Consider the following 20,373-nt stretch of genomic DNA (forward strand, 5'->3'; position numbering starts at 1 on the left):
AACGATAACGCGGGAAGCCAGACACCCCGCAGCGTTCTCGGGTTTATCGCGAGCAAGCTCGCTCCTACAGGGGGCCGCGCCCTACATCCACCCATACTCAGCCATCGACAGCGGATCGCCATCGCCAATGATGAAATGGTCGAGCACCCGCACATCAATCAACTCCAGCGCCTTTTGCAGACGCTTGGTCAGCACCCGGTCGGACTGACTGGGGTCACTGTTGCCCGAAGGATGGTTGTGGCAGAGGATCAATGCCGCTGCGTTGTTGGCCAAGGCGCGTTTGACCACCTCTCGCGGATGAACGCTGGTGTTGTCAATGGAGCCGCGAAACAGCGTCTCAAACGCCAGTACCTGATGCCTGGAATCGAGAAACAGGCAACCAAACACCTCATGCGGCTCATGGCGCAGCATTGATTTCAGGTACTCGCGAACCGCCTGCGGATTCTCCAATGCCGATTTTTGACGCGCCCGTTCGGCCAGATGGCGCCTGCTCATTTCTTGCGCAGCCTGCAACTGTGCAAATTTCGCCGGCCCCAGCCCCAACTCCTTGCTGAACGTTTCCTGATCGGCCTCAAGCAGCAAACGCAGGCTGCCAAACTGATTCAACAGGTGTCGGGCCAAATCCACGGCGCTTTTACCGACCACGCCTGTCCGTAAAAATATCGCCAGCAATTCGGCGTCCGAAAGGCTTCCCGAGCCCTGTTCAAGCAGCCTCTCCCGCGGCCGCTCTGCCGCCGGCCAATCGCGAATACTCATAACACCTCCCTGTCTATGGGCGCCGCTGTTCCGTAGCGGTCGCTGTGATATCGTAGCCCATCTTTTTTGCGGGCGAATTCACCCTGGGGAGGGGGTTTCGCCACGTATGTCACCAACGAATTGAAAGGCAGGCCTATGCAGCGGCTGTATCGGAAACGCATTGTTCTGGGCGTCGGCGGCGGTATCGCTGCCTACAAGAGCGCCGACCTGGTTCGCCGCCTGATCGACCAGGGCGCCGAAGTGCGCGTGGTCATGACCCGTGGCGGCGCAGAGTTCATCACCCCGCTGACCATGCAGGCCCTGTCCGGGCACCCGGTCCACCTGGACCTGCTGGACCCGGCGGCCGAAGCAGCCATGGGCCACATCGAACTGGCGAAATGGGCCGACCTGGTGCTGATCGCCCCCGCCACGGCGGATCTGATTGCCCGCCTGGCCCAGGGCATTGCCGATGACCTGCTGACCACGCTGGTGCTGGCCACCGACGCGGTGGTCGCCGTTGCCCCGGCCATGAACCAGGCCATGTGGCGCGATCCGGCGACCCAGGCCAACCTGCAAACCCTCGAAAGCCGCGACATCAAGGTCTTCGGCCCAGCCTCCGGCAGCCAGGCCTGCGGCGACGTCGGCCTGGGGCGCATGCTCGAAGCCCTTGAGCTGGCCCAGTGCGCGGCAGACTGCTTCCAGCGTCAGGCCCTGACCGGCAAACACGTGCTGATCACAGCCGGCCCGACTCAGGAAAACATCGACCCGGTGCGCTACATCACCAACCACAGCTCCGGGAAAATGGGCTTCGCCCTGGCCGAAGCCGCCGTGGAAGCCGGTGCCCGCGTGACCCTGATCACCGGCCCCGTGCATCTGCCGACCCCGGATCGCGCCACTCGCATCGACGTGGTCAGTGCCCGCGACATGCTCGCCGCCTGCGAAGCAGCCATCCCTTGCGACCTGTTCATCGCTTCGGCAGCCGTCGCGGACTACCGCCCCGAAGTCGTCGCCCCACAGAAACTCAAGAAAGATCCTACGAACGGCGACGGCTTGTTGCTACAAATGGTGCGTAATCCGGACATCCTGGCCACCATCGCCACCCGCCCCGACCGCCCGTTCAGTGTCGGTTTCGCCGCCGAGACCGAACACCTGCTCGATTACGCTGCGCGCAAGTTGAAAGACAAGAACCTCGATTTGATCGTCGCCAACGACGTCGCCAACCCGAGCATTGGCTTCAACAGCGAAGAAAACGCCTGCAGCGTCATCGATCGCGAGCTTCACGCCACTCTTTTCGCCCAGACCAGCAAGAGCAAGATTGCTCGCCAGCTGATCACCTTTATCGCCGAACGTCTGAACCAGGTTTAATTTACATGCACGCTTTGCAAGCCAAGATCCTCGACCCCCGCATCGGTACCGAATTCCCGCTGCCGCAATACGCCACACCGGGCTCCGCCGGCCTCGACCTGCGCGCCATGCTGGAGCAGGACACCGTGATCAAGCCGGGTGAAACCGTGCTGATCCCTACCGGCCTGTCGGTCTATATCGGCGACCCGAACCTGGCGGCGCTGATTCTGCCGCGCTCGGGGATGGGCCATAAGCACGGCATCGTGCTGGGCAATCTGGTCGGCCTGATCGACTCCGATTACCAGGGCCCGCTGATGGTCTCCTGCTGGAACCGTGGCCAGACCGAATTCACCATGCCGGTCGGCGAGCGCCTGGCGCAACTGGTTCTGGTGCCGGTGGTACAGGCTCACTTCGAGATGGTTGAAGAGTTTGTTGAAACCGAGCGCGGCACTGGCGGTTTCGGCCATACCGGTACCCGTTGATAGAGATCCATCGTGGCGAGGGAGCAAGCTCTCTCGCCACTAAATTCAAATTGTCATCTGTAACGTTTAGCACCGAAAATCAAGGCATTGCCCGGCCAAGCCCTTGCCGTCAGGGGCGTCATGGCCCTTTCACACCACGAACTCTCTGTGGAAAACGCCGTCATACCCTTCAGATTGAACCTGTCGCCGAATGACTCGGCGGCCTGTCCAGCCACTTTCGAGATGGAGCACTTCCACAGATGAACACCCCGGCCAAAATTGCACCCAAGTTCCCTGACAGCATCTTCCGCGCCTACGACATCCGCGGCACCGTCCCGGAATTCCTGAACGCCGAGACCGCTTACTGGATTGGCCGCGCCGTCGGCTCCCAAAGCCTGGCCCAGGGCGAGCCAAATGTGTCCGTCGGTCGCGATGGTCGCTTGTCCGGCCCGGAGTTGGTCGCACAATTGATCAAAGGCATCGCCGATAGCGGCTGCCACGTCAGCGATGTCGGCCTGGTCCCGACGCCGGCGCTGTACTACGCCGCCAACGTGCTGGCCGGCAAATCCGGTGTGATGCTGACCGGCAGCCACAACCCGTCGAACTACAACGGCTTCAAGATCGTCATCGCCGGCGACACCCTGGCCAACGAACAGATCCAGGCCCTGCACGACCGCCTCAAGACCAATAACCTGAGCAGTGGCCAGGGCAGCATCACCCAGGTCGAAATCCTCGACCGCTACTCCACCGAAATCGTCCAGGACATCAAGCTGGCCCGTCGCCTGAAAGTGGTCGTCGATTGCGGCAACGGCGCGGCCGGCGTGATTGCCCCGCAGCTGATCGAAGCACTGAACTGCGAAGTCATCCCGCTGTTCTGCGAAGTCGACGGCAACTTCCCGAACCACCACCCGGACCCGGGCAAGCCTGAAAACCTCGTCGACCTGATCGCCAAGGTCAAGGAAACCAACGCTGACATCGGCCTGGCCTTCGACGGCGACGGCGACCGCGTCGGCGTGGTGACCAACACCGGCAGTATCGTCTATCCGGACCGTCTGCTGATGCTGTTCGCCCGCGACGTCGTGGCGCGCAACCCGGGCGCCGAGATCATTTTCGACGTCAAATGCACCCGTCGCCTGATTCCGCTGATCAAGGAATACGGCGGCCGGTCGTTAATGTGGAAGACCGGTCACTCGTTGATCAAAAAGAAAATGAAACAATCCGGCGCGTTGCTGGCCGGCGAAATGAGCGGGCACATCTTCTTCAAGGAGCGCTGGTTCGGTTTCGACGACGGCATTTACAGCGCCGCGCGGTTGCTGGAGATCCTCAGCAAGGAAAAATCCTCGGCGCAAGAGCTGTTCGCGACCTTCCCGAACGATATTTCTACGCCGGAAATCAATATCCATGTGACCGAAGAGAGCAAATTCAGCATCATTGATGCACTGCACGACGCACAGTGGGGCCCAGGCGCCGACCTGACCACCATTGACGGCGTGCGAGTCGACTACGCCAAAGGCTGGGGCCTGGTACGCGCATCCAACACCACACCGGTGCTGGTGCTGCGTTTCGAGGCCGATGACGAGGCTGAATTGCAGCGCATCAAGGACGTTTTCAAAGTCCAGTTGAAGCGCGTTGCACCTGATCTCCAACTACCGTTCTGATTCACCCGGAGCCCTGAATGACCCTCGAACGCGAAGCCGCCGCCAACACCGCCAAGGTCCTGTCCGAAGCGTTGCCTTATATCCGCCGATACGTCGGCAAGACACTGGTGATCAAATACGGCGGCAACGCGATGGAAAGCGAGGAGCTGAAAACCGGCTTCGCCCGCGACATCGTGCTGATGAAGGCCGTGGGCATCAACCCGGTGGTGGTTCACGGCGGCGGCCCGCAAATCGGTGACCTGCTCAAGCGCCTGTCGATCGAGAGTCATTTCGTCGACGGCATGCGCGTCACCGACGCCGCGACCATGGACGTGGTGGAAATGGTCCTCGGCGGCCAGGTCAACAAGGACATCGTCAACCTGATCAACCGCCACGGTGGCAGCGCCATCGGCCTGACCGGTAAAGACGCCGAGCTGATTCGTGCGAAGAAGCTCACCGTCACCCGTCAGACCCCGGAGATGACCACCCCGGAAATCATCGACATCGGCCATGTGGGCGAAGTGGTCGGGATCAATACCGATTTGCTGAACCTGCTGGTCAAAGGCGATTTCATCCCGGTTATCGCGCCAATCGGCGTCGGCGCCAACGGTGAGTCGTACAACATCAACGCCGACCTGGTGGCCGGTAAAGTCGCCGAAGCGTTGAAAGCAGAGAAGCTGATGCTGCTGACCAACATCGCCGGCCTGATGGACAAGTCGGGCAAGGTCCTGACCGGTCTGACGACTCAACAGGTCGACGAACTGATCGCCGACGGCACCATCTACGGCGGCATGCTGCCGAAGATCCGTTGCGCACTGGAAGCGGTCCAAGGCGGCGTGGGCAGCTCGCTGATCATCGACGGCCGCGTGCCGAACGCGATCCTGCTGGAAATCTTCACCGATACCGGCGTGGGCACCTTGATCAGCAATCGCAAGCGTCCTTAAGCGATAGCCCGTAAACAAAAGACCCCGCTCAGCCTGGCTGAGCGGGGTCTTTTTTTGCCGCATTCCCTGTGGAAGCGAGCTTGCTCGCGAAGGCGCCGTGCCAGTCAACATCAATGTTGAATGACCTACCGCTTTCGCGAGCAAGCCCGCTCCCACAAAAGCAGATTGCGTCAGACGCCGAACTGGGCGCGATAGGCTTCCACGGCTGGCAAATGCTGCTTGAGCTGCGGATCATCCGCCAGGAATTCCAGCACCTGGTTCAGCGAAACGATGCTGATGACCGGGATGCCGAAGTCACGCTCGACTTCCTGGATCGCCGACAACTCGCCATTGCCGCGCTCCTGACGGTTCAGGGCGATCAGCACGCCGGCGGCCTTGGCGCCGTCCTGGGAGGCGATGATCTGCATCACTTCACGGATGGCTGTACCGGCGGTGATCACGTCGTCGATGATCAGCACTTCGCCGGTCAAAGGTGCGCCCACCAGGCTGCCGCCTTCGCCGTGGGCCTTGGCTTCCTTGCGGTTGAAGCACCATGGCAGGTCACGGTTGTGATGCTCGGCCAGGGCCACGGCAGTAGTCGCCGCCAACGGGATGCCTTTGTAGGCGGGGCCAAACAGCACGTCGAACGCAATGCCGCTTTCGGCAATGGCAGCGGCGTAGAAACGACCCAGCTGCGCCAGGGCCGCCCCCGAGTTGAACAGCCCGGCATTGAAGAAGTAAGGACTGGTGCGCCCGGACTTCAGGGTGAACTCACCGAAGCGCAAAACGCCGCGATCGATGGCAAAACGGATGAAATCGCGCTGATACGCTTGCATGAAAAACCCCAAATACCACGGATTTAGCTAATTAGCTTGACGCCGTGTATCATACACGCACGCGATTTTTGGGGCCATTTATGCGGATCATCAGTGTGAACGTCAATGGTATTCAGGCTGCAGTCGAGCGTGGTTTGCTCAGTTGGCTGCAGGCACAGAATGCCGACGTCATCTGCCTGCAGGACACCCGCGCCTCCGCCTTTGAACTGGACGATCCAGCCTTCCAACTGGATGGATACTTCCTTTATGCCTGCGATGCCGAAGTCCCCGCCCAAGGTGGCGTGGCTTTGTATTCGCGGCTGCAACCGAAGGCTGTCATCAGCGGTCTCGGTTTCGAGACGGCCGACCGCTACGGGCGCTACCTGCAAGCCGATTTCGACAAGGTCAGCATCGCGACCTTGCTGCTCCCTTCGGGGCAGAACGGCGATGAAGACTTGAACCAGAAGTTCAAGCTAATGGACGACTTCGCCCGTTATCTGGATAAACAGCGGCGTAAACGTCGCGAGTACATCTATTGTGGCTCGCTGTACGTGGCGCAACAGAAGCTGGATATCAAGAACTGGCGCGATAGCCAGCAATCTCCGGGTTTCCTGGCGCCTGAACGCGCCTGGATGGACGAGATTGTCGGCAACATGGGCTATGTCGACGCCCTGCGCGAAGTCAGCCGCGAAGGCGACCAGTACAGCTGGTGGCCGGATAACGAACAGGCGGAGATGCTCAACCTTGGTTGGCGCTTCGACTATCAACTGCTGACCCCGGGCCTGCGCCGCTTCGTACGCAGTGCACGCTTGCCACGCCAGCCGCGGTTCTCGCAACACGCGCCGCTGATCGTGGACTACGACTGGACGCTGACCATCTGAGCGTCGTTTTGCAGATACAAAAAAGCCGACAGCAATGTCGGCTTTTTTGTGGACGGTGATTGCCGCCCTCTGTAGGAGCGAGCCTGCTCGCGATGGACGAAAGAGCACCGCTGGGTGTCAGGTATCCAATGTCATCATTAACGACCATCGCGAGCAGGCTCGCTCCTACAAAGGGGGTATTCGATCGTTATTTGATCAATCGCCATGTGAACGGATACCGGTAAGGCTGCCCTTCATTGGCCTTCACCCCGGCAATAATCGTCAGCACCAGCGCACCTATCGCCACCAGCCCGAACAGAAAGAACCCGATAATCACCACCATCAACAGGAAGCAGATAGCCGAGGCAATGGCGACGGTGATCTGGAAGTTCAAAGCCTCCTTGCCCTGGGCGTCGATGAACGGGTCCATCTCGCGCTTCATTTGCCAGAGAATCAGCGGACCGATCAGCGTGCCGAACGGAATCCAGATCCCCAGCAAGGCGGACAGGTGACAGAACATCGCCCACTGACGCACCTCCTGGCTCGGCGTGGGCAGCGGCAGTTGTTCGTCACTCATGGTGTCCTCCTTGCCTGGAGCGGTCCGGTCAGTCGGCCAATGCGGCCTTTTGCAGTTCGAAGATCTCGTTCATGCCTTTCTTCGCCAGTTCCAGCATGGCGTTCAGCTCTTCAGGCTGGAACGGCGCGCCTTCGGCAGTGCCCTGTACTTCAATGAAACCGCCAGCACTGGTCATCACCACGTTCAGGTCGGTTTCGGCGGCCGAGTCTTCCAGGTAGTCGAGGTCGAGCACAGGCTCGCCCTTGTACATGCCCACGGAAACAGCGGCGATCATCTGCTTGACCGGGTCGCCGCCTTTCAGGCCGCCACGCTTCTTGATCACTTTCAAGGCATCGATCAGCGCGACCATGGAACCGGTGATCGACGCCGTACGGGTGCCACCGTCTGCCTGGATCACGTCGCAGTCGACGTACAGGGTGACGTCGCCCAGCTTGGTCATGTCCAGCGCAGCGCGCAGGGAACGGCCGATCAGACGCTGGATTTCCAGCGTACGGCCGCCTTGCTTGCCACGGCTGGCTTCACGCTGGTTACGCTCGCCAGTGGCCCGTGGCAGCATGCCGTACTCGGCGGTCAGCCAGCCCTGGCCCTGGCCTTTCAGGAAACGCGGTACGCCCGGTTCAACGCTGACGGTGCAGATGACCTTGGTATCACCGAACTCGACCAGCACAGAACCCTCGGCGTGTTTGGTGTAGTTGCGGGTGATGCGGATCGAGCGGAGCTGATCGGCAGCGCGACCACTTGGACGTATCATAGGGAATACCTGTACTGGGGACGGAAAACTGCGGAGCATTATAGAGCCGACGGCCGCCCCTGGGCACTTCTAAAAAAATCCGCCGACGACCGAAGGCTCTGCACTGCACGCCGGCGCAGGCCTGCCGCTCTTTGTCACACCCTGTGTTTGGGCGCATCCGCGCCACTGCGCTACAATCCTGCGCCTTTGCTGCCAGTCGGCTTTAATTCATTGATATCGGACTCCCGGAACCAAGGTTCTGCGCCGATCTGCCTTGCGAGGTACCGCCATGGTGCACAGCATGACCGCCTTCGCCCGCGTCGAAAAAGCCGGCGTCCAGGGCACCCTGAGCTGGGAACTGCGGTCGGTCAACAGCCGCTACCTGGAACCCCACCTGCGCCTGCCGGAGTCCTTTCGCGACCTCGAAGGCGCGGTACGTGAAGCCCTGCGCCAAGGCGTATCGCGGGGCAAGCTCGAATGCACCCTGCGCTTCACCGAAGAAAACACCGGCAAAGCGCTGCAGATCGATCAGGAACGCGCCGCGCAACTGGTCGCCGCCGCCGAGACCATCGCCGGCCTGATCAAGAACCCGGCCGCGCTGAACCCGCTGGAAGTCCTGGCCTGGCCCGGCGTACTGGTTGGCGACGCCACCGACCCGCAAGCCTTGAACGCTGAAGCGCTGGCACTGTTCAACCAGGGCCTCAAGGAACTCAAGGCCGGTCGCGAGCGCGAAGGTGCGGAGCTGGCACGGTTGATCAACGAGCGCCTGACCTCCATCGAAGAAGACGTGGTGACCCTGCGCGAACTGGTCCCGCAGATGCTCGCCACCCAGCGCCAGAAAGTCCTCGACCGTTTCGCCGACATGAAGGCCGAGATGGATCCGCAGCGCCTGGAACAGGAAATGGTCATGCTCGCGCAAAAAAGCGACGTCGCCGAAGAACTGGATCGACTGAGCACTCACATCATCGAAGTTCGCCGGGTACTCAAATCCGGCGGCGCTGCCGGTCGGCGCCTGGACTTCCTGATGCAGGAACTCAATCGCGAAGCCAACACACTGGGCTCCAAAGCCTTCGACCCGCGCAGCACCCAGGCTGCGGTCAACCTCAAGGTGTTGATCGAGCAGATGCGCGAACAAGTGCAGAATATTGAGTAAGGCTACCCCGACATGACCCACAGCACTGGCACCCTTTACATCATTTCCGCCCCTTCGGGCGCGGGCAAGAGCAGCCTGGTCAAGGCCCTGACCGATGCCGACCCGGAGATCCGCGTCTCGGTCTCCCACACCACCCGCGCCATGCGCCCGGGTGAAGTGAATGGCGTGAACTATCACTTCGTCGACCGCAGCGAGTTCGTGAAGATGATCGAGCACGGCGATTTCCTCGAGCGCGCCGAAGTGTTCGGCAATCTCTATGGCACCTCGCAAAGCCACCTGCAGCAGACCCTTGACGAAGGCCACGACCTGATCCTGGAAATCGACTGGCAAGGTGCCGAGCAAGTACGCAAGCTGATGCCGCAGGCCCGCTCGATCTTCATCCTGCCGCCGTCACTGCAAGCCCTGCACCAGCGCCTGACCAATCGCGGCCAGGACAGCGACGAGATCATTGACGGCCGGATGCGCGAAGCCGTCAGCGAAATGAGCCATTACGTCGACTACGATTACCTGATCATCAACGACGATTTCGCCCACGCACTGCACGACCTGAAGGCGATTTTCCGCGCCAATCAGCTGATTCAGAAGCGTCAGCAGCAGCGTCACGGCAAATTGCTGGCTGAATTGCTCGGTTAATCAGCTCTTCCCAAAACCGCTGCAAGGGCTTTACATTGGCACTTGCAGCGCGTTGAAGGGCTTGGTCAAAAAATCAGCGCTTCCCTAATCGCTGGTGATTTTTTAAACTGTTGAGTCCGCTCGCCCATCCGGGCAGCGCGCATATTGCATTTGCTACGAGGAAGACCATGGCCCGCGTAACCGTTGAAGACTGCCTAGAACACGTGGATAACCGCTTTGAGCTGGTCATGCTCTCTACCAAGCGTGCCCGTCAACTGGCCACCGGCGGCAAAGAGCCGAAAGTAGCATGGGAAAACGACAAGCCTACCGTCGTCGCCCTGCGCGAAATCGCTGAAGGCCTGATCGACTACGCAGCTATCGCCGAAGCCGAAATCGTTGAAGATGAACCGCTTTTTGCTGCATTCGAGGACGAGTCCAACGAGGCCGTCTAAGCCTATGCCTGGTCGACGTAGCACGGCGCGGGATCACAGCCTACGGCAGGAGACATCATGCCGAGCATAGACGCCCTCGCCGATCGCTTATCGACCTACCTCGGCAAGGACCAGGTCAACCTGGTCCGCCGAGCGTATTTCTACGCCGAACAAGCCCACGACGGCCAACGCCGCCGTAGCGGCGAGGCGTACGTCACGCACCCACTCGCGGTGGCGAATATTCTTGCCGACATGCACATGGACCATCAGAGCCTGATGGCCGCAATGCTGCATGACGTGATCGAAGACACCGGTATTGCCAAGGAAGCGCTGCAAGCGCAGTTCGGCGAGACTGTGGCCGAACTGGTCGACGGGGTCAGCAAACTGACCCAGATGAACTTCGAGACCAAGGCCGAGGCACAAGCCGAAAACTTCCAGAAAATGGCCATGGCCATGGCCCGCGACATTCGCGTGATCCTGGTCAAGCTGGCCGACCGCCTGCACAACATGCGCACCCTGGAAGTGCTGTCCGGTGAAAAACGCCGACGCATCGCCAAGGAAACCCTGGAAATCTATGCGCCCATCGCCAACCGGCTGGGCATGCACGCCATCCGCATAGAATTCGAAGACCTCGGCTTCAAGGCCATGCACCCGATGCGTTCCGCGCGGATCTACCAGGCCGTCAAGCGCGCCCGGGGCAACCGCAAGGAAATCGTCAACAAGATCGAAGAATCCTTAAGCCACTGCCTGGCCATCGACGGCATCCAGGGCGAGGTCAGCGGTCGCCAGAAACACCTCTACGGCATCTACACGAAAATGCGCGGCAAGCGTCGGGCCTTCAACGAGATCATGGACGTCTACGCGTTCCGGATCATCGTCGACAAGGTCGATACCTGCTACCGCGTGCTGGGTGCTGTACATAACTTATACAAACCACTGCCAGGGCGCTTCAAGGATTACATCGCGATCCCCAAGGCCAACGGCTACCAGTCGCTGCATACCACGCTGTTCGGCATGCACGGTGTTCCGATCGAGATCCAGATCCGCACCCGTGAAATGGAAGAGATGGCCAACAACGGCATCGCCGCCCATTGGCTGTACAAGTCCAGCGGCGACGAACAGCCGAAAGGCACTCACGCCCGCGCCCGCCAGTGGGTCAAGGGCGTGCTGGAAATGCAGCAACGCGCCGGCAACTCGCTGGAATTCATCGAGAGCGTGAAGATCGACCTGTTCCCGGACGAGGTCTACGTGTTCACGCCCAAGGGCCGGATCATGGAGCTGCCCAAGGGTTCCACGGCGGTCGACTTCGCTTACGCAGTGCATACCGACGTGGGCAACAGCTGCATTGCCTGCCGGATCAACCGTCGTCTCGCACCGCTGTCCGAACCACTGCAAAGCGGCTCCACGGTCGAGATCGTCAGCGCACCCGGCGCACGGCCGAACCCGGCCTGGCTCAACTTCGTGGTCACCGGCAAGGCGCGCACGCACATCCGCCATGCGCTGAAACTGCAACGCCGCTCCGAATCCATCAGCCTGGGCGAACGCCTGCTGAACAAGGTCCTCAACGGATTCGACAGCGCGCTGGAGAAAATTCCCGCCGAACGCGTCAAGGCAATGCTCGCCGAGTACCGCCTCGAACTGATCGAGGATTTGCTCGAAGACATCGGCCTGGGCAATCGCATGGCCTATGTAGTGGCTCGCCGACTGCTCGGTGAAGGCGAACAGCTGCCAAGCCCGGAAGGCCCGCTGGCGATTCGCGGTACCGAAGGCCTGGTTCTCAGCTACGCCAAGTGCTGCACGCCGATCCCGGGCGACCCGATTGTCGGCCACCTGTCCGCGGGCAAAGGCATGGTCGTGCACCTGGACAACTGCCGCAATATCAGCGAAATCCGCCACAATCCGGAAAAGTGCATCCAGCTCTCGTGGGCCAAGGATGTCACCGGCGAATTCAACGTCGAACTGCGCGTCGAACTGGAACACCAGCGCGGCCTGATTGCCCTATTGGCCAGCAGCGTCAACGCTGCCGACGGCAACATCGAGAAAATCAGCATGGACGAACGCGATGGTCGCATCAGCGTGGTCCAGTTGGTGGTCAGCGTGCACGATCGCGTGCACCTGGCCCGCGTGATCAAGAAACTGCGTGCCCTGACCGGGGTGATTCGCATCACCCGAATGCGTGCATAGCTCGCAAACGTAGCCACCTCTTACAAGGAGTCATCAATGACCAAGACTGTTATCACCAGCGACAAGGCCCCGGCCGCCATCGGTACTTACTCCCAGGCGATCAAGGCTGGCAACACCGTTTACATGTCGGGTCAGATTCCTCTGGACCCAAAAACCATGGAACTGGTTGAAGGCTTCGAAGCCCAGACCGTCCAGGTGTTCGAGAACCTCAAGGCCGTAGCCGAAGCAGCCGGTGGTTCGTTCAAGGACATCGTCAAGCTGAACATCTTCCTCACCGACCTGAGCCACTTCGCCAAGGTCAACGAGATCATGGGCAAGTATTTCGACCAGCCTTACCCTGCCCGCGCCGCCATCGGCGTTGCAGCCCTGCCAAAGGGTTCGCAGGTTGAAATGGATGCCATCCTGGTCATCGAGTAATGTGCACGGCGCAGCCTGGGGCTGCGCCGACTGCCCTGCTGTAAAGAAAGTTTGAAAGGATTCCACCATGCGCAATGCGCTTGCTCTCTCGCTGCTCGCCCTGCTTCTGGGCGGATGTGCCAGCAACCCTGCCGATCGTGATATCAGCGGCACCTGGATCAATCAGGTGGCGATCGATGCTGCCGCCAAAGGCGTCCCCCTGCGTGAAGCGCTCCAGGCCTATGGCCCGAACCTGGAATGGGACATCAACACCAAGGCCGGCCAGGCCCGCTACACCAATGGCTTTGAAAACGTCGACGGCAAGCTGCTGGGTGAAGAATCCGGCGCCTGGAAAATCGACTTTTACGGCAGCTCGGCCAGCGAGCTGAAGCGTGATGGCAAGCAACTCAGCCAGTCCGCCAGCGAAAACGAACCCGAGCAGGTTTTCGACCGCGCCCCGATTCCGGTGCCGGACGGCGCTCCGATCGGCGCCAGTTTCGAGCGTGCACTGTACTCAGCCTACATGGGCGGCAGCTGGACAATCGTCAGCGGTACCGGCGAAGGCAACACGGTTCAATTCCAGGCCGACGGCCAGGTGACCGGTCTGCCCGGCAGCGACCGCTATGCGTTGTGCCTGGCTGGCGATTGCGCCTCCATGAGCGGCGGCAATGACAACATGTGGCTGCAACTCAATGGCCAGGGCAACGCCTGGATCTTTGCGCGCAAGGGCAAGGAGTTGGAGATTTTCCAGACCGTGAACACGGCGCAGGCGGACGAGATGCCTCAGTACACGCCCGGTGATCGCAAGTGGCTGCTGGAAAAACAGTAAACAACGCATAACCCCCTGTGGGAGCGAGCCTGCTCGCGATGGCGGCATGACAGTCAACGATGATGTTGAATGTTACGACCTCATCGCGAGCAGGCTCGCTCCCACAGTTATTTCAGAGTGCCTGAAAGTCAGCAGCGCCCCTCAAGAATCGCCGCATACCCCTCACGGAAGCTCGGATACTTCGGCGTCCAGCCCAAGGCCTTGGCCCGCGCATTACTGCAACGCTTGCTGCCGGTGCGCCGTACGCTTGAATCGTCGTCCCATTCGTTCACGCCCAGATACCCGCGCAACCAGCCCACCACATCGGCCAGCGCTGCCGGCTCGTCATCGACGCCGATGTAGACATCCTCCAGCGCCACACCACGCCGGTCCGCCTCAAGCAGGCACGCCATCAACCCTGCGGCATCGTCCGCATGGATCCGGTTGGCATACAACGGTGGTTCGACCGCCACGCGATAACCCCGGCGGACTTGAGTCAGCAACCACTCACGCCCCGGGCCGTAGATGCCGGTCAGTCGCACGACACTGGCCGGGATACCGCTCTTGAGCGCGATCTGCTCGGCCTCGAGCATCACACGCCCAGAATAACCGGACGCCACCGTAGACGAACTCTCATCGACCCACTCGCCATCCTGCTGCCCGTAAACACTGCTGCTGGACACAAACAACAGGCGATTGGGCACCTGACCGTAGTCGTTCAACCACTCCAGCACATGCTCCAGCCCCTGGACATAGGCTGCACGGTAGCCGGCTTCGTCGTGATCGGTGGCTGCCGCGCAATACACCAGGTAATCCACGGCACCGATCGGCCAAGTGGCCGGACAGTCCTTGTTGAACAAATCACCGGCAACGCCGATGACGCCTGCGGGCAGGCGTGAAACATCCCGCCGCAGGCCATGAACCTCCCATCCCGCCGCCAGCAGCTGTGTGGCCAGGCGGCTGCCAACATCACCGCAACCGGCGATCAAAACAGTAGGCGCAGACATCAGAAAACTCCTATCGCAAAGCCACAGACTAGCGCCGGCAACAGACAGGCGGCTAGCAATGCAGGAAAAAAAGAGACGCTATTACTTCTGTTAACAAGAATTACTTGCAATAATACGCCCCACTTTTGTTCTCGGCCCTTCGAGGCCTGGAAGAACTTCACCCGTTTTTTCTCTCAGGTCCGGCCAGCATGACACGTAATCAACTCTCCGCTTCGCCAACCAAACGACCTCGCGCCTGGAGCGCGGTGGCCGCCCTGCTCCTCAGCCTGATGCTCGCGCCAGTCGCGGCTTTCGCCGATGCCCAGGCGCCAGCTACTCCGGCCGCCGCCGCAGCCCCTGCACCGGCTGATCACGCCGCCCCGGCCGTTGCTCCTGCCGCGACCGATCCTGCCCAGGCAGCACCGGCAGAGAACCTGGGTGAAGACGTTCCTGAAGTCCTCGAAGCCGACAACACTCTGGGCATGGCCCATGACCTGTCGCCGTGGGGCATGTACAAGAATGCCGACATCATCGTGAAAATCGTGATGATCGGCCTGGCCATCGCCTCGATCATCACCTGGACCATCTGGATCGCCAAGGGTCTTGAGCTGATGGGCGCCAAGCGTCGCCTGCGCGGTGAAATCGCCCAACTGAAAAAATCCACCTCCCTCAAGGAAGCCAGCGCCACGGCGGCGAAGGAAGGCACCCTCGCCAACCTGCTGGTGCACGATGCTCTCGAAGAGATGCGCCTGTCGGTCAACAGCCGTGAGAAAGAAGGCATCAAGGAACGCGTCAGCTTCCGCCTTGAGCGCCTTGTCGCGGCCTGCGGTCGTAACATGAGCAGCGGCACCGGCGTGCTGGCGACCATCGGTTCCACCGCGCCCTTCGTCGGCCTGTTCGGCACCGTGTGGGGCATCATGAACAGCTTCATCGGCATCGCCAAGACCCAGACCACCAACCTCGCCGTCGTCGCTCCCGGCATCGCCGAGGCCCTGCTGGCCACCGCACTGGGCCTGGTTGCAGCGATCCCTGCCGTCGTGATCTACAACGTCTTCGCCCGCTCCATCGCCGGCTACAAGGCTCAGGTGTCCGATGCGTCGGCACAGGTCCTGCTGCTGGTCAGCCGCGACCTCGACCACCAGCCTGAGCGCAGCTCGCAACCGCACATGGTGAAAGTGGGGTAATCGGCCATGGGCCTGCATTTGAAAGAAGGGGCAGACGACGATCTGTCCGAAAACCACGAAATCAACGTCACGCCGTTCATCGACGTAATGCTGGTGCTGTTGATCATCTTCATGGTGGCGGCCCCGCTGGCCACCGTGGACATCAAGGTCGACCTGCCCGCTTCCACCGCCAAACCGGCGCCGCGGCCAGAGAAACCGGTGTTCCTCAGTGTCAAGGCTGACCAGCGCCTGTTCCTCGGTGAAGACGAAGTGAAGGCCGAAGCACTCGGCGCTACGCTCGACGCCAGGACCCAGGGCAAAAAAGACACGACGATCTTCTTCCAGGCCGACAAAGGCGTGGATTACGGCGACCTGATGAGCGTGATGGACAACCTGCGCTCAGCCGGTTACCTGAAGGTCGGCCTGGTCGGACTCGAGACGGCAGCCAAGAAATGATCACGACGCGCCATAAGCTGACGCGTTACAGCGGTAGCCTGGCCGTGGTGCTGGGCGTTCACGCGCTGGCCATCGCGCTGGCGCTGAACTGGTCCGCCCGTCCGCCCATCGAATTGCCTCCTCAGGCAATGATGGTCGAACTGGCACCGGTCCCCGCCCCGCCACCGCCTGCTCCGCCGAAGGTCGTCACCCCACCGCAACCACCGGCTCCGGTTGAAGAACTGCCGATCCCCAAGCTCGCCGAAGCGCCGAAAGCTGAGATTGCCGTGCCCAAGCCCGTCAAGCCAAAGCCGAAGCCACAGCCGCCCAAGCCTGTAGAGAAGAAACCCGAACCGCCGAAGGAAAAACCGGCCGAAGAAAAGCCTGCCGAAACGCAACAGACTCAGGCGCCAACGGAGAAATCCGCTCAGCCTGCACCGGGTCCTTCGCCAGCTCAACTGGCGGCCAAGGCCAGTTGGCAAGGCACGCTGCTGGCGCACCTGCAGAAGTACAAAAAGTACCCGGCCAGTGCACAGGCGCGGGGCAAGGAAGGCATGAACCGCCTGCGTTTCGTCGTGGATGCCGAAGGCAATGTGTTGTCGTTTGAGCTGGTAGGCGCCTCGGGCACCGCCGATCTGGACCGGGCCACCCTGGAAATGATCCGCCGCGCTCAGCCGCTGCCCAAGCCGCCGGCCGACATGCTGACCAATGGCTCCATCGAAATCGTTGCACCCTTTGTGTATTCGCTGGAAAAACGCCGTCGGTAAACGCACCACCGCCCCATGTGGGAGCGAGCTTGCTCGCGATAGCGGTCTAACATTCAACGTAGATGTCGAATGTTGGGCCCTCATCGCGAGCAAGCTCGCTCCCACAGAGATTTCTGCCAACAGGAAGGTCGCGTTCCAAGCCAAAAAGGCACCGAAAGGTGCCTTTCTCTTATCTGCCAGCGGCAAACCGGCATTGCCCGGTGTCACCGGACACGTTCAGTCTGATAACGTGCGTCTATCGATTGCAGCCGGTATGCTTGGCCCGCAACTTCATGGACGCTTGCTATGACCCTCACAGAATTACGCTACATCGTTACCCTCGCCCAAGAGCAGCACTTCGGCCACGCGGCCGAGCGTTGCCACGTCAGCCAGCCGACCCTTTCGGTGGGCGTGAAAAAGCTTGAAGACGAACTCGGTGTGCTGATTTTCGAGCGCAGCAAAAGCGCCGTACGCCTGACGCCTGTCGGCGAAGGCATCGTGGCCCAGGCTCAAAAGGTGCTGGAGCAGGCCCAAGGCATCCGCGAACTGGCCCAGGCCGGCAAGAACCAGCTGACTGCCCCGCTCAAAGTCGGCGCGATCTACACTGTCGGGCCGTACCTGTTCCCGCACCTGATTCCACAACTGCACCGGGTCGCCCCGCAGATGCCGTTGTACATCGAAGAAAACTTCACCCACGTGCTGCGCGACAAACTGCGCAACGGCGAACTCGACGCGATCATCATCGCCCTGCCGTTCAGCGAAGCCGACGTGCTGACCCTGCAGCTCTACGACGAGCCGTTCTACGTGCTGATGCCGGCGCAGCACCCGTGGACGCAAAAAGAGTCCATCGATGCCAGCCTGCTCAACGACAAGAGCCTGCTGCTGCTCGGCGAAGGCCACTGTTTCCGCGATCAGGTACTGGAAGCCTGCCCGACCCTGACCAAAGGCAACGACGGCGCCAAGCACACCACGGTGGAATCCAGTTCCCTGGAAACCATTCGCCACATGGTCGCCTCCGGCCTCGGGATTTCGATCCTGCCGTTGTCGGCAGTCGACAGCCACCACTACGCCCCCGGCGTGATCGAGGTGCGTCCTTTGTCGGCACCCGTACCGTTCCGCACCGTGGCTATTGCCTGGCGCGCGAGCTTCCCGCGTCCGAAGGCGATTGAAATCCTCGCCGACTCCATTCGCCTGTGCTCGGTGGCCAAGCCAGCGGCGCAGGTTGCTGCGGGCTAAGCGACGGTCATGAGCGAGTTGTCGCAAGTGTCGGTTACGGCACTCAAGGGTGTCGGTGAAGCCATGGCCGAGAAACTGGCCAAGGTCGGCCTGGAAAACCTCCAGGACGTGTTGTTTCACTTGCCCCTGCGCTATCAGGACCGCACCCGCGTGGTCCCGATTGGCGCGCTGCGACCCGGGCAGGATGCGGTCATCGAAGGCACGGTCAGCGGTGCCGATGTGGTCATGGGCCGTCGGCGCAGCCTTGTGGTGCGCTTGCAGGACGGCACCGGCGGACTCAGCCTGCGCTTCTATCATTTCAGCAATGCGCAGAAGGAAGGCCTCAAACGCGGCACGCGGATTCGCTGCTACGGCGAGGCACGGCCCGGTGCTTCGGGGCTGGAAATCTACCACCCGGAATATCGCGCTATCACTGGCGACGAACCACCGCCGGTGGATGAAACCCTGACTCCGGTCTACCCGCTCACCGAAGGCCTGACCCAACAGCGCCTGCGCCAGTTGTGCATGCAGACCCTCACCCTGCTCGGCCCCAGCAGCCTGCCCGACTGGTTGCCGAACGAACTGGCCCGCGACTACCAATTGGCACCGCTGGCCGATGCAATCCGCTACCTGCACAACCCGCCCGCCGATGCCGACGTCGATGAACTCGCCCTCGGCCATCACTGGGCACAACACCGCCTGGCTTTTGAAGAACTGCTGACCCATCAACTGTCGCAACAGCGCCTTCGTGAAAGCATGCGCGCCCTGCGTGCGCCCGCGATGCCCAAGGCCACCCGGCTGCCGGCCAAATACCTGGCCAATCTCGGCTTCAACCCGACGGGCGCCCAGCAACGGGTCGGCAACGAAATCGCCTACGACCTCAGCCAGCACGAGCCCATGCTGCGGCTGATCCAGGGCGACGTCGGCGCCGGCAAAACCGTGGTTGCCGCCCTTGCCGCACTGCAAGCGCTGGAGGCCGGTTATCAGGTCGCACTGATGGCGCCCACCGAGATTCTCGCCGAGCAGCACTTCATTACCTTCAAGCGCTGGCTCGAGCCGCTGGGCATTGAAGTCGCATGGCTCGCCGGCAAGCTCAAGGGCAAGAACCGCACCGCCGCGCTGGAGCAAATCGCCAGCGGCACGCCTATGGTGGTTGGCACTCACGCGCTGTTCCAGGACGAAGTGCAATTCAAGAACCTGGCGCTGGTGATCATCGACGAACAGCACCGTTTCGGCGTTCAGCAGCGTCTGGCCCTGCGGCAGAAAGGCGTCGGTGGACGCATGTGTCCGCACCAGTTGATCATGACCGCCACGCCGATTCCGCGCACGCTGGCCATGAGCGCCTACGCCGATCTCGACACCTCGATCCTCGACGAACTGCCCCCCGGCCGCACCCCGGTCAACACCGTGCTGATCACCGACACCCGGCGGGTCGAAGTCATCGAGCGGGTGCGCAGCGCTTGCGCCGAAGGGCGACAAGCCTATTGGGTGTGCACGCTGATCGAAGAGTCGGAAGAGCTGACCTGCCAGGCCGCCGAAACCACCTTTGAGGACCTCACCGCCGCCCTCGGCGAACTGAAGGTCGGGCTGATCCACGGCCGCATGAAACCTGCGGAAAAAGCCGCGGTGATGGCCGAGTTCAAGGCCGGCAACCTGCAACTGCTGGTCGCGACCACGGTGATCGAAGTGGGCGTCGACGTGCCCAATGCCAGCCTGATGATCATCGAGAACCCCGAGCGCCTGGGCCTGGCGCAACTGCACCAGTTGCGCGGCCGCGTCGGCCGGGGCAGCGCCGTCAGCCATTGCGTGCTGCTCTACCATCCGCCGCTGTCGCAGATCGGCCGTCAGCGCCTGGGCATCATGCGCGAAACCAACGATGGTTTTGTCATCGCCGAAAAGGACCTGGAATTGCGCGGCCCCGGCGAAATGCTCGGCACCCGCCAGACCGGCCTGCTTCAATTCAAGGTCGCCGACCTGATGCGCGATGCCGATTTGCTGCCCGCCGTGCGAGATGCCGCCCAGGCATTGCTCGAGCGCTGGCCGACCCACGTCAGCCCGCTACTCGACCGTTGGCTGCGTCATGGCCAACAATACGGCCAAGTGTGACAACCGTCACAGTTTCTGAGGCGTGGCCTTAGGCAAGCTGGTTATACTCCTGCAAT

The 20,373-nt window shown here is 61.4% G+C and carries 20 protein-coding genes and 1 pseudogene; 16 read left to right on the forward strand and 5 right to left on the reverse strand.

The window, feature by feature from the left end; all coding sequences use genetic code 11:
* Positions 1-81 precede the first annotated feature (81 nt).
* Positions 82-756: a RadC family protein gene (gene radC / locus KSS91_RS00105; protein ID WP_126048292.1), complete on the reverse strand. Its 675-nt coding sequence runs from the start codon at positions 754-756 to the stop codon at positions 82-84.
* Between the two features lie 135 nt (positions 757-891).
* On the opposite strand from radC, the gene coaBC reads away from it, so the two are divergent.
* The 4 genes and pseudogenes from coaBC to argB all read left to right on the forward strand — a co-directional run bounded on the left by coaBC (position 892) and on the right by argB (position 5,121).
* Positions 892-2,100, forward strand: coding sequence for a bifunctional phosphopantothenoylcysteine decarboxylase/phosphopantothenate--cysteine ligase CoaBC (gene coaBC / locus KSS91_RS00110; RefSeq protein WP_015097364.1), 1,209 nt, complete (start codon positions 892-894; stop codon positions 2,098-2,100).
* A gap of 5 nt (positions 2,101-2,105) precedes the next feature.
* Complete coding sequence (gene dut / locus KSS91_RS00115) at positions 2,106-2,561, forward strand: dUTP diphosphatase (RefSeq protein ID WP_007975171.1); 456 nt, start codon at positions 2,106-2,108, stop codon at positions 2,559-2,561.
* 260 nt (positions 2,562-2,821) lie between these two features.
* Positions 2,822-4,198, forward strand: a pseudogene (locus tag KSS91_RS00120) (phosphomannomutase/phosphoglucomutase); the annotation flags it as partial.
* A 17-nt stretch (positions 4,199-4,215) separates the two neighbouring features.
* Positions 4,216-5,121: an acetylglutamate kinase gene (gene argB / locus KSS91_RS00125; RefSeq protein WP_015097366.1), complete on the forward strand. Its 906-nt coding sequence runs from the start codon at positions 4,216-4,218 to the stop codon at positions 5,119-5,121.
* Positions 5,122-5,291: 170 nt separating this feature from the next.
* On the opposite strand, the gene pyrE is transcribed toward argB, so the two are convergent.
* Positions 5,292-5,936, reverse strand: a complete 645-nt coding sequence (pyrE, locus tag KSS91_RS00130) for an orotate phosphoribosyltransferase (RefSeq protein WP_217836712.1) — start codon at positions 5,934-5,936, stop codon at positions 5,292-5,294.
* A gap of 80 nt (positions 5,937-6,016) precedes the next feature.
* Between pyrE and crc the strand changes: the two genes are divergently transcribed.
* Complete coding sequence (crc, locus tag KSS91_RS00135; RefSeq protein WP_003176915.1) at positions 6,017-6,796, forward strand: catabolite repression control protein Crc; 780 nt, start codon at positions 6,017-6,019, stop codon at positions 6,794-6,796.
* 187 nt (positions 6,797-6,983) lie between these two features.
* On the opposite strand, the gene KSS91_RS00140 is transcribed toward crc, so the two are convergent.
* Entirely contained in the window at positions 6,984-7,352 is a 369-nt protein-coding gene (locus KSS91_RS00140) for a DUF4870 domain-containing protein (protein WP_015097368.1), read from the reverse strand.
* A 28-nt stretch (positions 7,353-7,380) separates the two neighbouring features.
* A complete protein-coding gene (gene rph, locus KSS91_RS00145) occupies positions 7,381-8,103 on the reverse strand; it encodes a ribonuclease PH (protein WP_007975179.1) in 723 nt (240 codons plus the stop codon).
* A 268-nt stretch (positions 8,104-8,371) separates the two neighbouring features.
* Here rph and KSS91_RS00150 point away from each other — a divergent pair, with 268 nt between their 5' ends.
* From KSS91_RS00150 to KSS91_RS00175, 6 genes are all read left to right on the forward strand, one after another.
* Positions 8,372-9,235 carry a YicC/YloC family endoribonuclease gene (locus KSS91_RS00150; protein ID WP_007975180.1) on the forward strand — a complete coding sequence of 288 codons (864 nt, stop codon included), beginning with the start codon at positions 8,372-8,374 and terminating at the stop codon, positions 9,233-9,235.
* 12 nt (positions 9,236-9,247) lie between these two features.
* Positions 9,248-9,868, forward strand: coding sequence for a guanylate kinase (gene gmk / locus KSS91_RS00155; RefSeq protein ID WP_007975181.1), 621 nt, complete (start codon positions 9,248-9,250; stop codon positions 9,866-9,868).
* 167 nt (positions 9,869-10,035) lie between these two features.
* Positions 10,036-10,299 carry a DNA-directed RNA polymerase subunit omega gene (rpoZ, locus tag KSS91_RS00160; RefSeq protein ID WP_007921129.1) on the forward strand — a complete coding sequence of 88 codons (264 nt, stop codon included), beginning with the start codon at positions 10,036-10,038 and terminating at the stop codon, positions 10,297-10,299.
* Between the two features lie 57 nt (positions 10,300-10,356).
* On the forward strand, positions 10,357-12,462 hold the full coding sequence (gene spoT, locus KSS91_RS00165) for a bifunctional GTP diphosphokinase/guanosine-3',5'-bis pyrophosphate 3'-pyrophosphohydrolase (RefSeq protein ID WP_104450282.1): 2,106 nt from the start codon (positions 10,357-10,359) through the stop codon (positions 12,460-12,462).
* A 36-nt stretch (positions 12,463-12,498) separates the two neighbouring features.
* Positions 12,499-12,879, forward strand: coding sequence for a RidA family protein (locus tag KSS91_RS00170; RefSeq protein WP_003229509.1), 381 nt, complete (start codon positions 12,499-12,501; stop codon positions 12,877-12,879).
* 67 nt (positions 12,880-12,946) lie between these two features.
* Positions 12,947-13,687, forward strand: coding sequence for a hypothetical protein (locus KSS91_RS00175; RefSeq protein WP_126048305.1), 741 nt, complete (start codon positions 12,947-12,949; stop codon positions 13,685-13,687).
* A 128-nt stretch (positions 13,688-13,815) separates the two neighbouring features.
* On the opposite strand, the gene KSS91_RS00180 is transcribed toward KSS91_RS00175, so the two are convergent.
* Positions 13,816-14,673, reverse strand: a complete 858-nt coding sequence (locus tag KSS91_RS00180; protein ID WP_217836713.1) for an SDR family oxidoreductase — start codon at positions 14,671-14,673, stop codon at positions 13,816-13,818.
* A gap of 188 nt (positions 14,674-14,861) precedes the next feature.
* Here KSS91_RS00180 and exbB point away from each other — a divergent pair, with 188 nt between their 5' ends.
* The 5 genes from exbB (at position 14,862) to recG (ending at position 20,317) form a co-directional block, all read left to right on the forward strand.
* Entirely contained in the window at positions 14,862-15,836 is a 975-nt protein-coding gene (gene exbB, locus KSS91_RS00185) for a tonB-system energizer ExbB (RefSeq protein ID WP_015097374.1), read from the forward strand.
* A gap of 6 nt (positions 15,837-15,842) precedes the next feature.
* Positions 15,843-16,271 carry a TonB system transport protein ExbD gene (exbD, locus tag KSS91_RS00190; RefSeq protein ID WP_007975187.1) on the forward strand — a complete coding sequence of 143 codons (429 nt, stop codon included), beginning with the start codon at positions 15,843-15,845 and terminating at the stop codon, positions 16,269-16,271.
* A complete protein-coding gene (locus tag KSS91_RS00195; RefSeq protein WP_015097375.1) occupies positions 16,268-17,017 on the forward strand; it encodes an energy transducer TonB family protein in 750 nt (249 codons plus the stop codon). The genes exbD and KSS91_RS00195 overlap by 4 nt, the downstream gene beginning before the upstream one ends.
* 285 nt (positions 17,018-17,302) lie before the next feature.
* Positions 17,303-18,232, forward strand: a complete 930-nt coding sequence (locus tag KSS91_RS00200; RefSeq protein WP_007975189.1) for a hydrogen peroxide-inducible genes activator — start codon at positions 17,303-17,305, stop codon at positions 18,230-18,232.
* A gap of 9 nt (positions 18,233-18,241) precedes the next feature.
* The gene (gene recG / locus KSS91_RS00205) at positions 18,242-20,317 is read left to right on the forward strand and encodes an ATP-dependent DNA helicase RecG (RefSeq protein WP_217836714.1); all 2,076 of its coding nucleotides are present in this window, start codon (positions 18,242-18,244) and stop codon (positions 20,315-20,317) included.
* The last annotated feature ends 56 nt before the right edge of the window (positions 20,318-20,373 follow it).

The organism is Pseudomonas azerbaijanorientalis (genome assembly GCF_019139795.1).
Lineage (GTDB): Bacteria > Pseudomonadota > Gammaproteobacteria > Pseudomonadales > Pseudomonadaceae > Aquipseudomonas > Aquipseudomonas laurylsulfatiphila.

What these genes read in the sequence shown, in the direction of transcription:
- exbD (WP_007975187.1), top strand. Translation starts at nt 15,843, where the DNA reads ATGGGCCTGCATTTGAAAGAAGGGGCAGACGACGATCTGTCCGAAAAC.
- KSS91_RS00170 (WP_003229509.1), top strand. Translation starts at nt 12,499, where the DNA reads ATGACCAAGACTGTTATCACCAGCGACAAGGCCCCGGCCGCCATCGGT.
- crc (WP_003176915.1), top strand. Translation starts at nt 6,017, where the DNA reads ATGCGGATCATCAGTGTGAACGTCAATGGTATTCAGGCTGCAGTCGAG.
- argB (WP_015097366.1), top strand. Translation starts at nt 4,216, where the DNA reads ATGACCCTCGAACGCGAAGCCGCCGCCAACACCGCCAAGGTCCTGTCC.
- pyrE (WP_217836712.1), bottom strand. Translation starts at nt 5,936, where the DNA reads ATGCAAGCGTATCAGCGCGATTTCATCCGTTTTGCCATCGATCGCGGC.
- recG (WP_217836714.1), top strand. Translation starts at nt 18,242, where the DNA reads ATGAGCGAGTTGTCGCAAGTGTCGGTTACGGCACTCAAGGGTGTCGGT.
- rph (WP_007975179.1), bottom strand. Translation starts at nt 8,103, where the DNA reads ATGATACGTCCAAGTGGTCGCGCTGCCGATCAGCTCCGCTCGATCCGC.
- coaBC (WP_015097364.1), top strand. Translation starts at nt 892, where the DNA reads ATGCAGCGGCTGTATCGGAAACGCATTGTTCTGGGCGTCGGCGGCGGT.
- radC (WP_126048292.1), bottom strand. Translation starts at nt 756, where the DNA reads ATGAGTATTCGCGATTGGCCGGCGGCAGAGCGGCCGCGGGAGAGGCTG.
- KSS91_RS00195 (WP_015097375.1), top strand. Translation starts at nt 16,268, where the DNA reads ATGATCACGACGCGCCATAAGCTGACGCGTTACAGCGGTAGCCTGGCC.
- KSS91_RS00200 (WP_007975189.1), top strand. Translation starts at nt 17,303, where the DNA reads ATGACCCTCACAGAATTACGCTACATCGTTACCCTCGCCCAAGAGCAG.
- KSS91_RS00150 (WP_007975180.1), top strand. Translation starts at nt 8,372, where the DNA reads ATGGTGCACAGCATGACCGCCTTCGCCCGCGTCGAAAAAGCCGGCGTC.
- dut (WP_007975171.1), top strand. Translation starts at nt 2,106, where the DNA reads ATGCACGCTTTGCAAGCCAAGATCCTCGACCCCCGCATCGGTACCGAA.
- exbB (WP_015097374.1), top strand. Translation starts at nt 14,862, where the DNA reads ATGACACGTAATCAACTCTCCGCTTCGCCAACCAAACGACCTCGCGCC.
- KSS91_RS00140 (WP_015097368.1), bottom strand. Translation starts at nt 7,352, where the DNA reads ATGAGTGACGAACAACTGCCGCTGCCCACGCCGAGCCAGGAGGTGCGT.
- KSS91_RS00175 (WP_126048305.1), top strand. Translation starts at nt 12,947, where the DNA reads ATGCGCAATGCGCTTGCTCTCTCGCTGCTCGCCCTGCTTCTGGGCGGA.
- spoT (WP_104450282.1), top strand. Translation starts at nt 10,357, where the DNA reads ATGCCGAGCATAGACGCCCTCGCCGATCGCTTATCGACCTACCTCGGC.
- rpoZ (WP_007921129.1), top strand. Translation starts at nt 10,036, where the DNA reads ATGGCCCGCGTAACCGTTGAAGACTGCCTAGAACACGTGGATAACCGC.
- KSS91_RS00180 (WP_217836713.1), bottom strand. Translation starts at nt 14,673, where the DNA reads ATGTCTGCGCCTACTGTTTTGATCGCCGGTTGCGGTGATGTTGGCAGC.
- gmk (WP_007975181.1), top strand. Translation starts at nt 9,248, where the DNA reads ATGACCCACAGCACTGGCACCCTTTACATCATTTCCGCCCCTTCGGGC.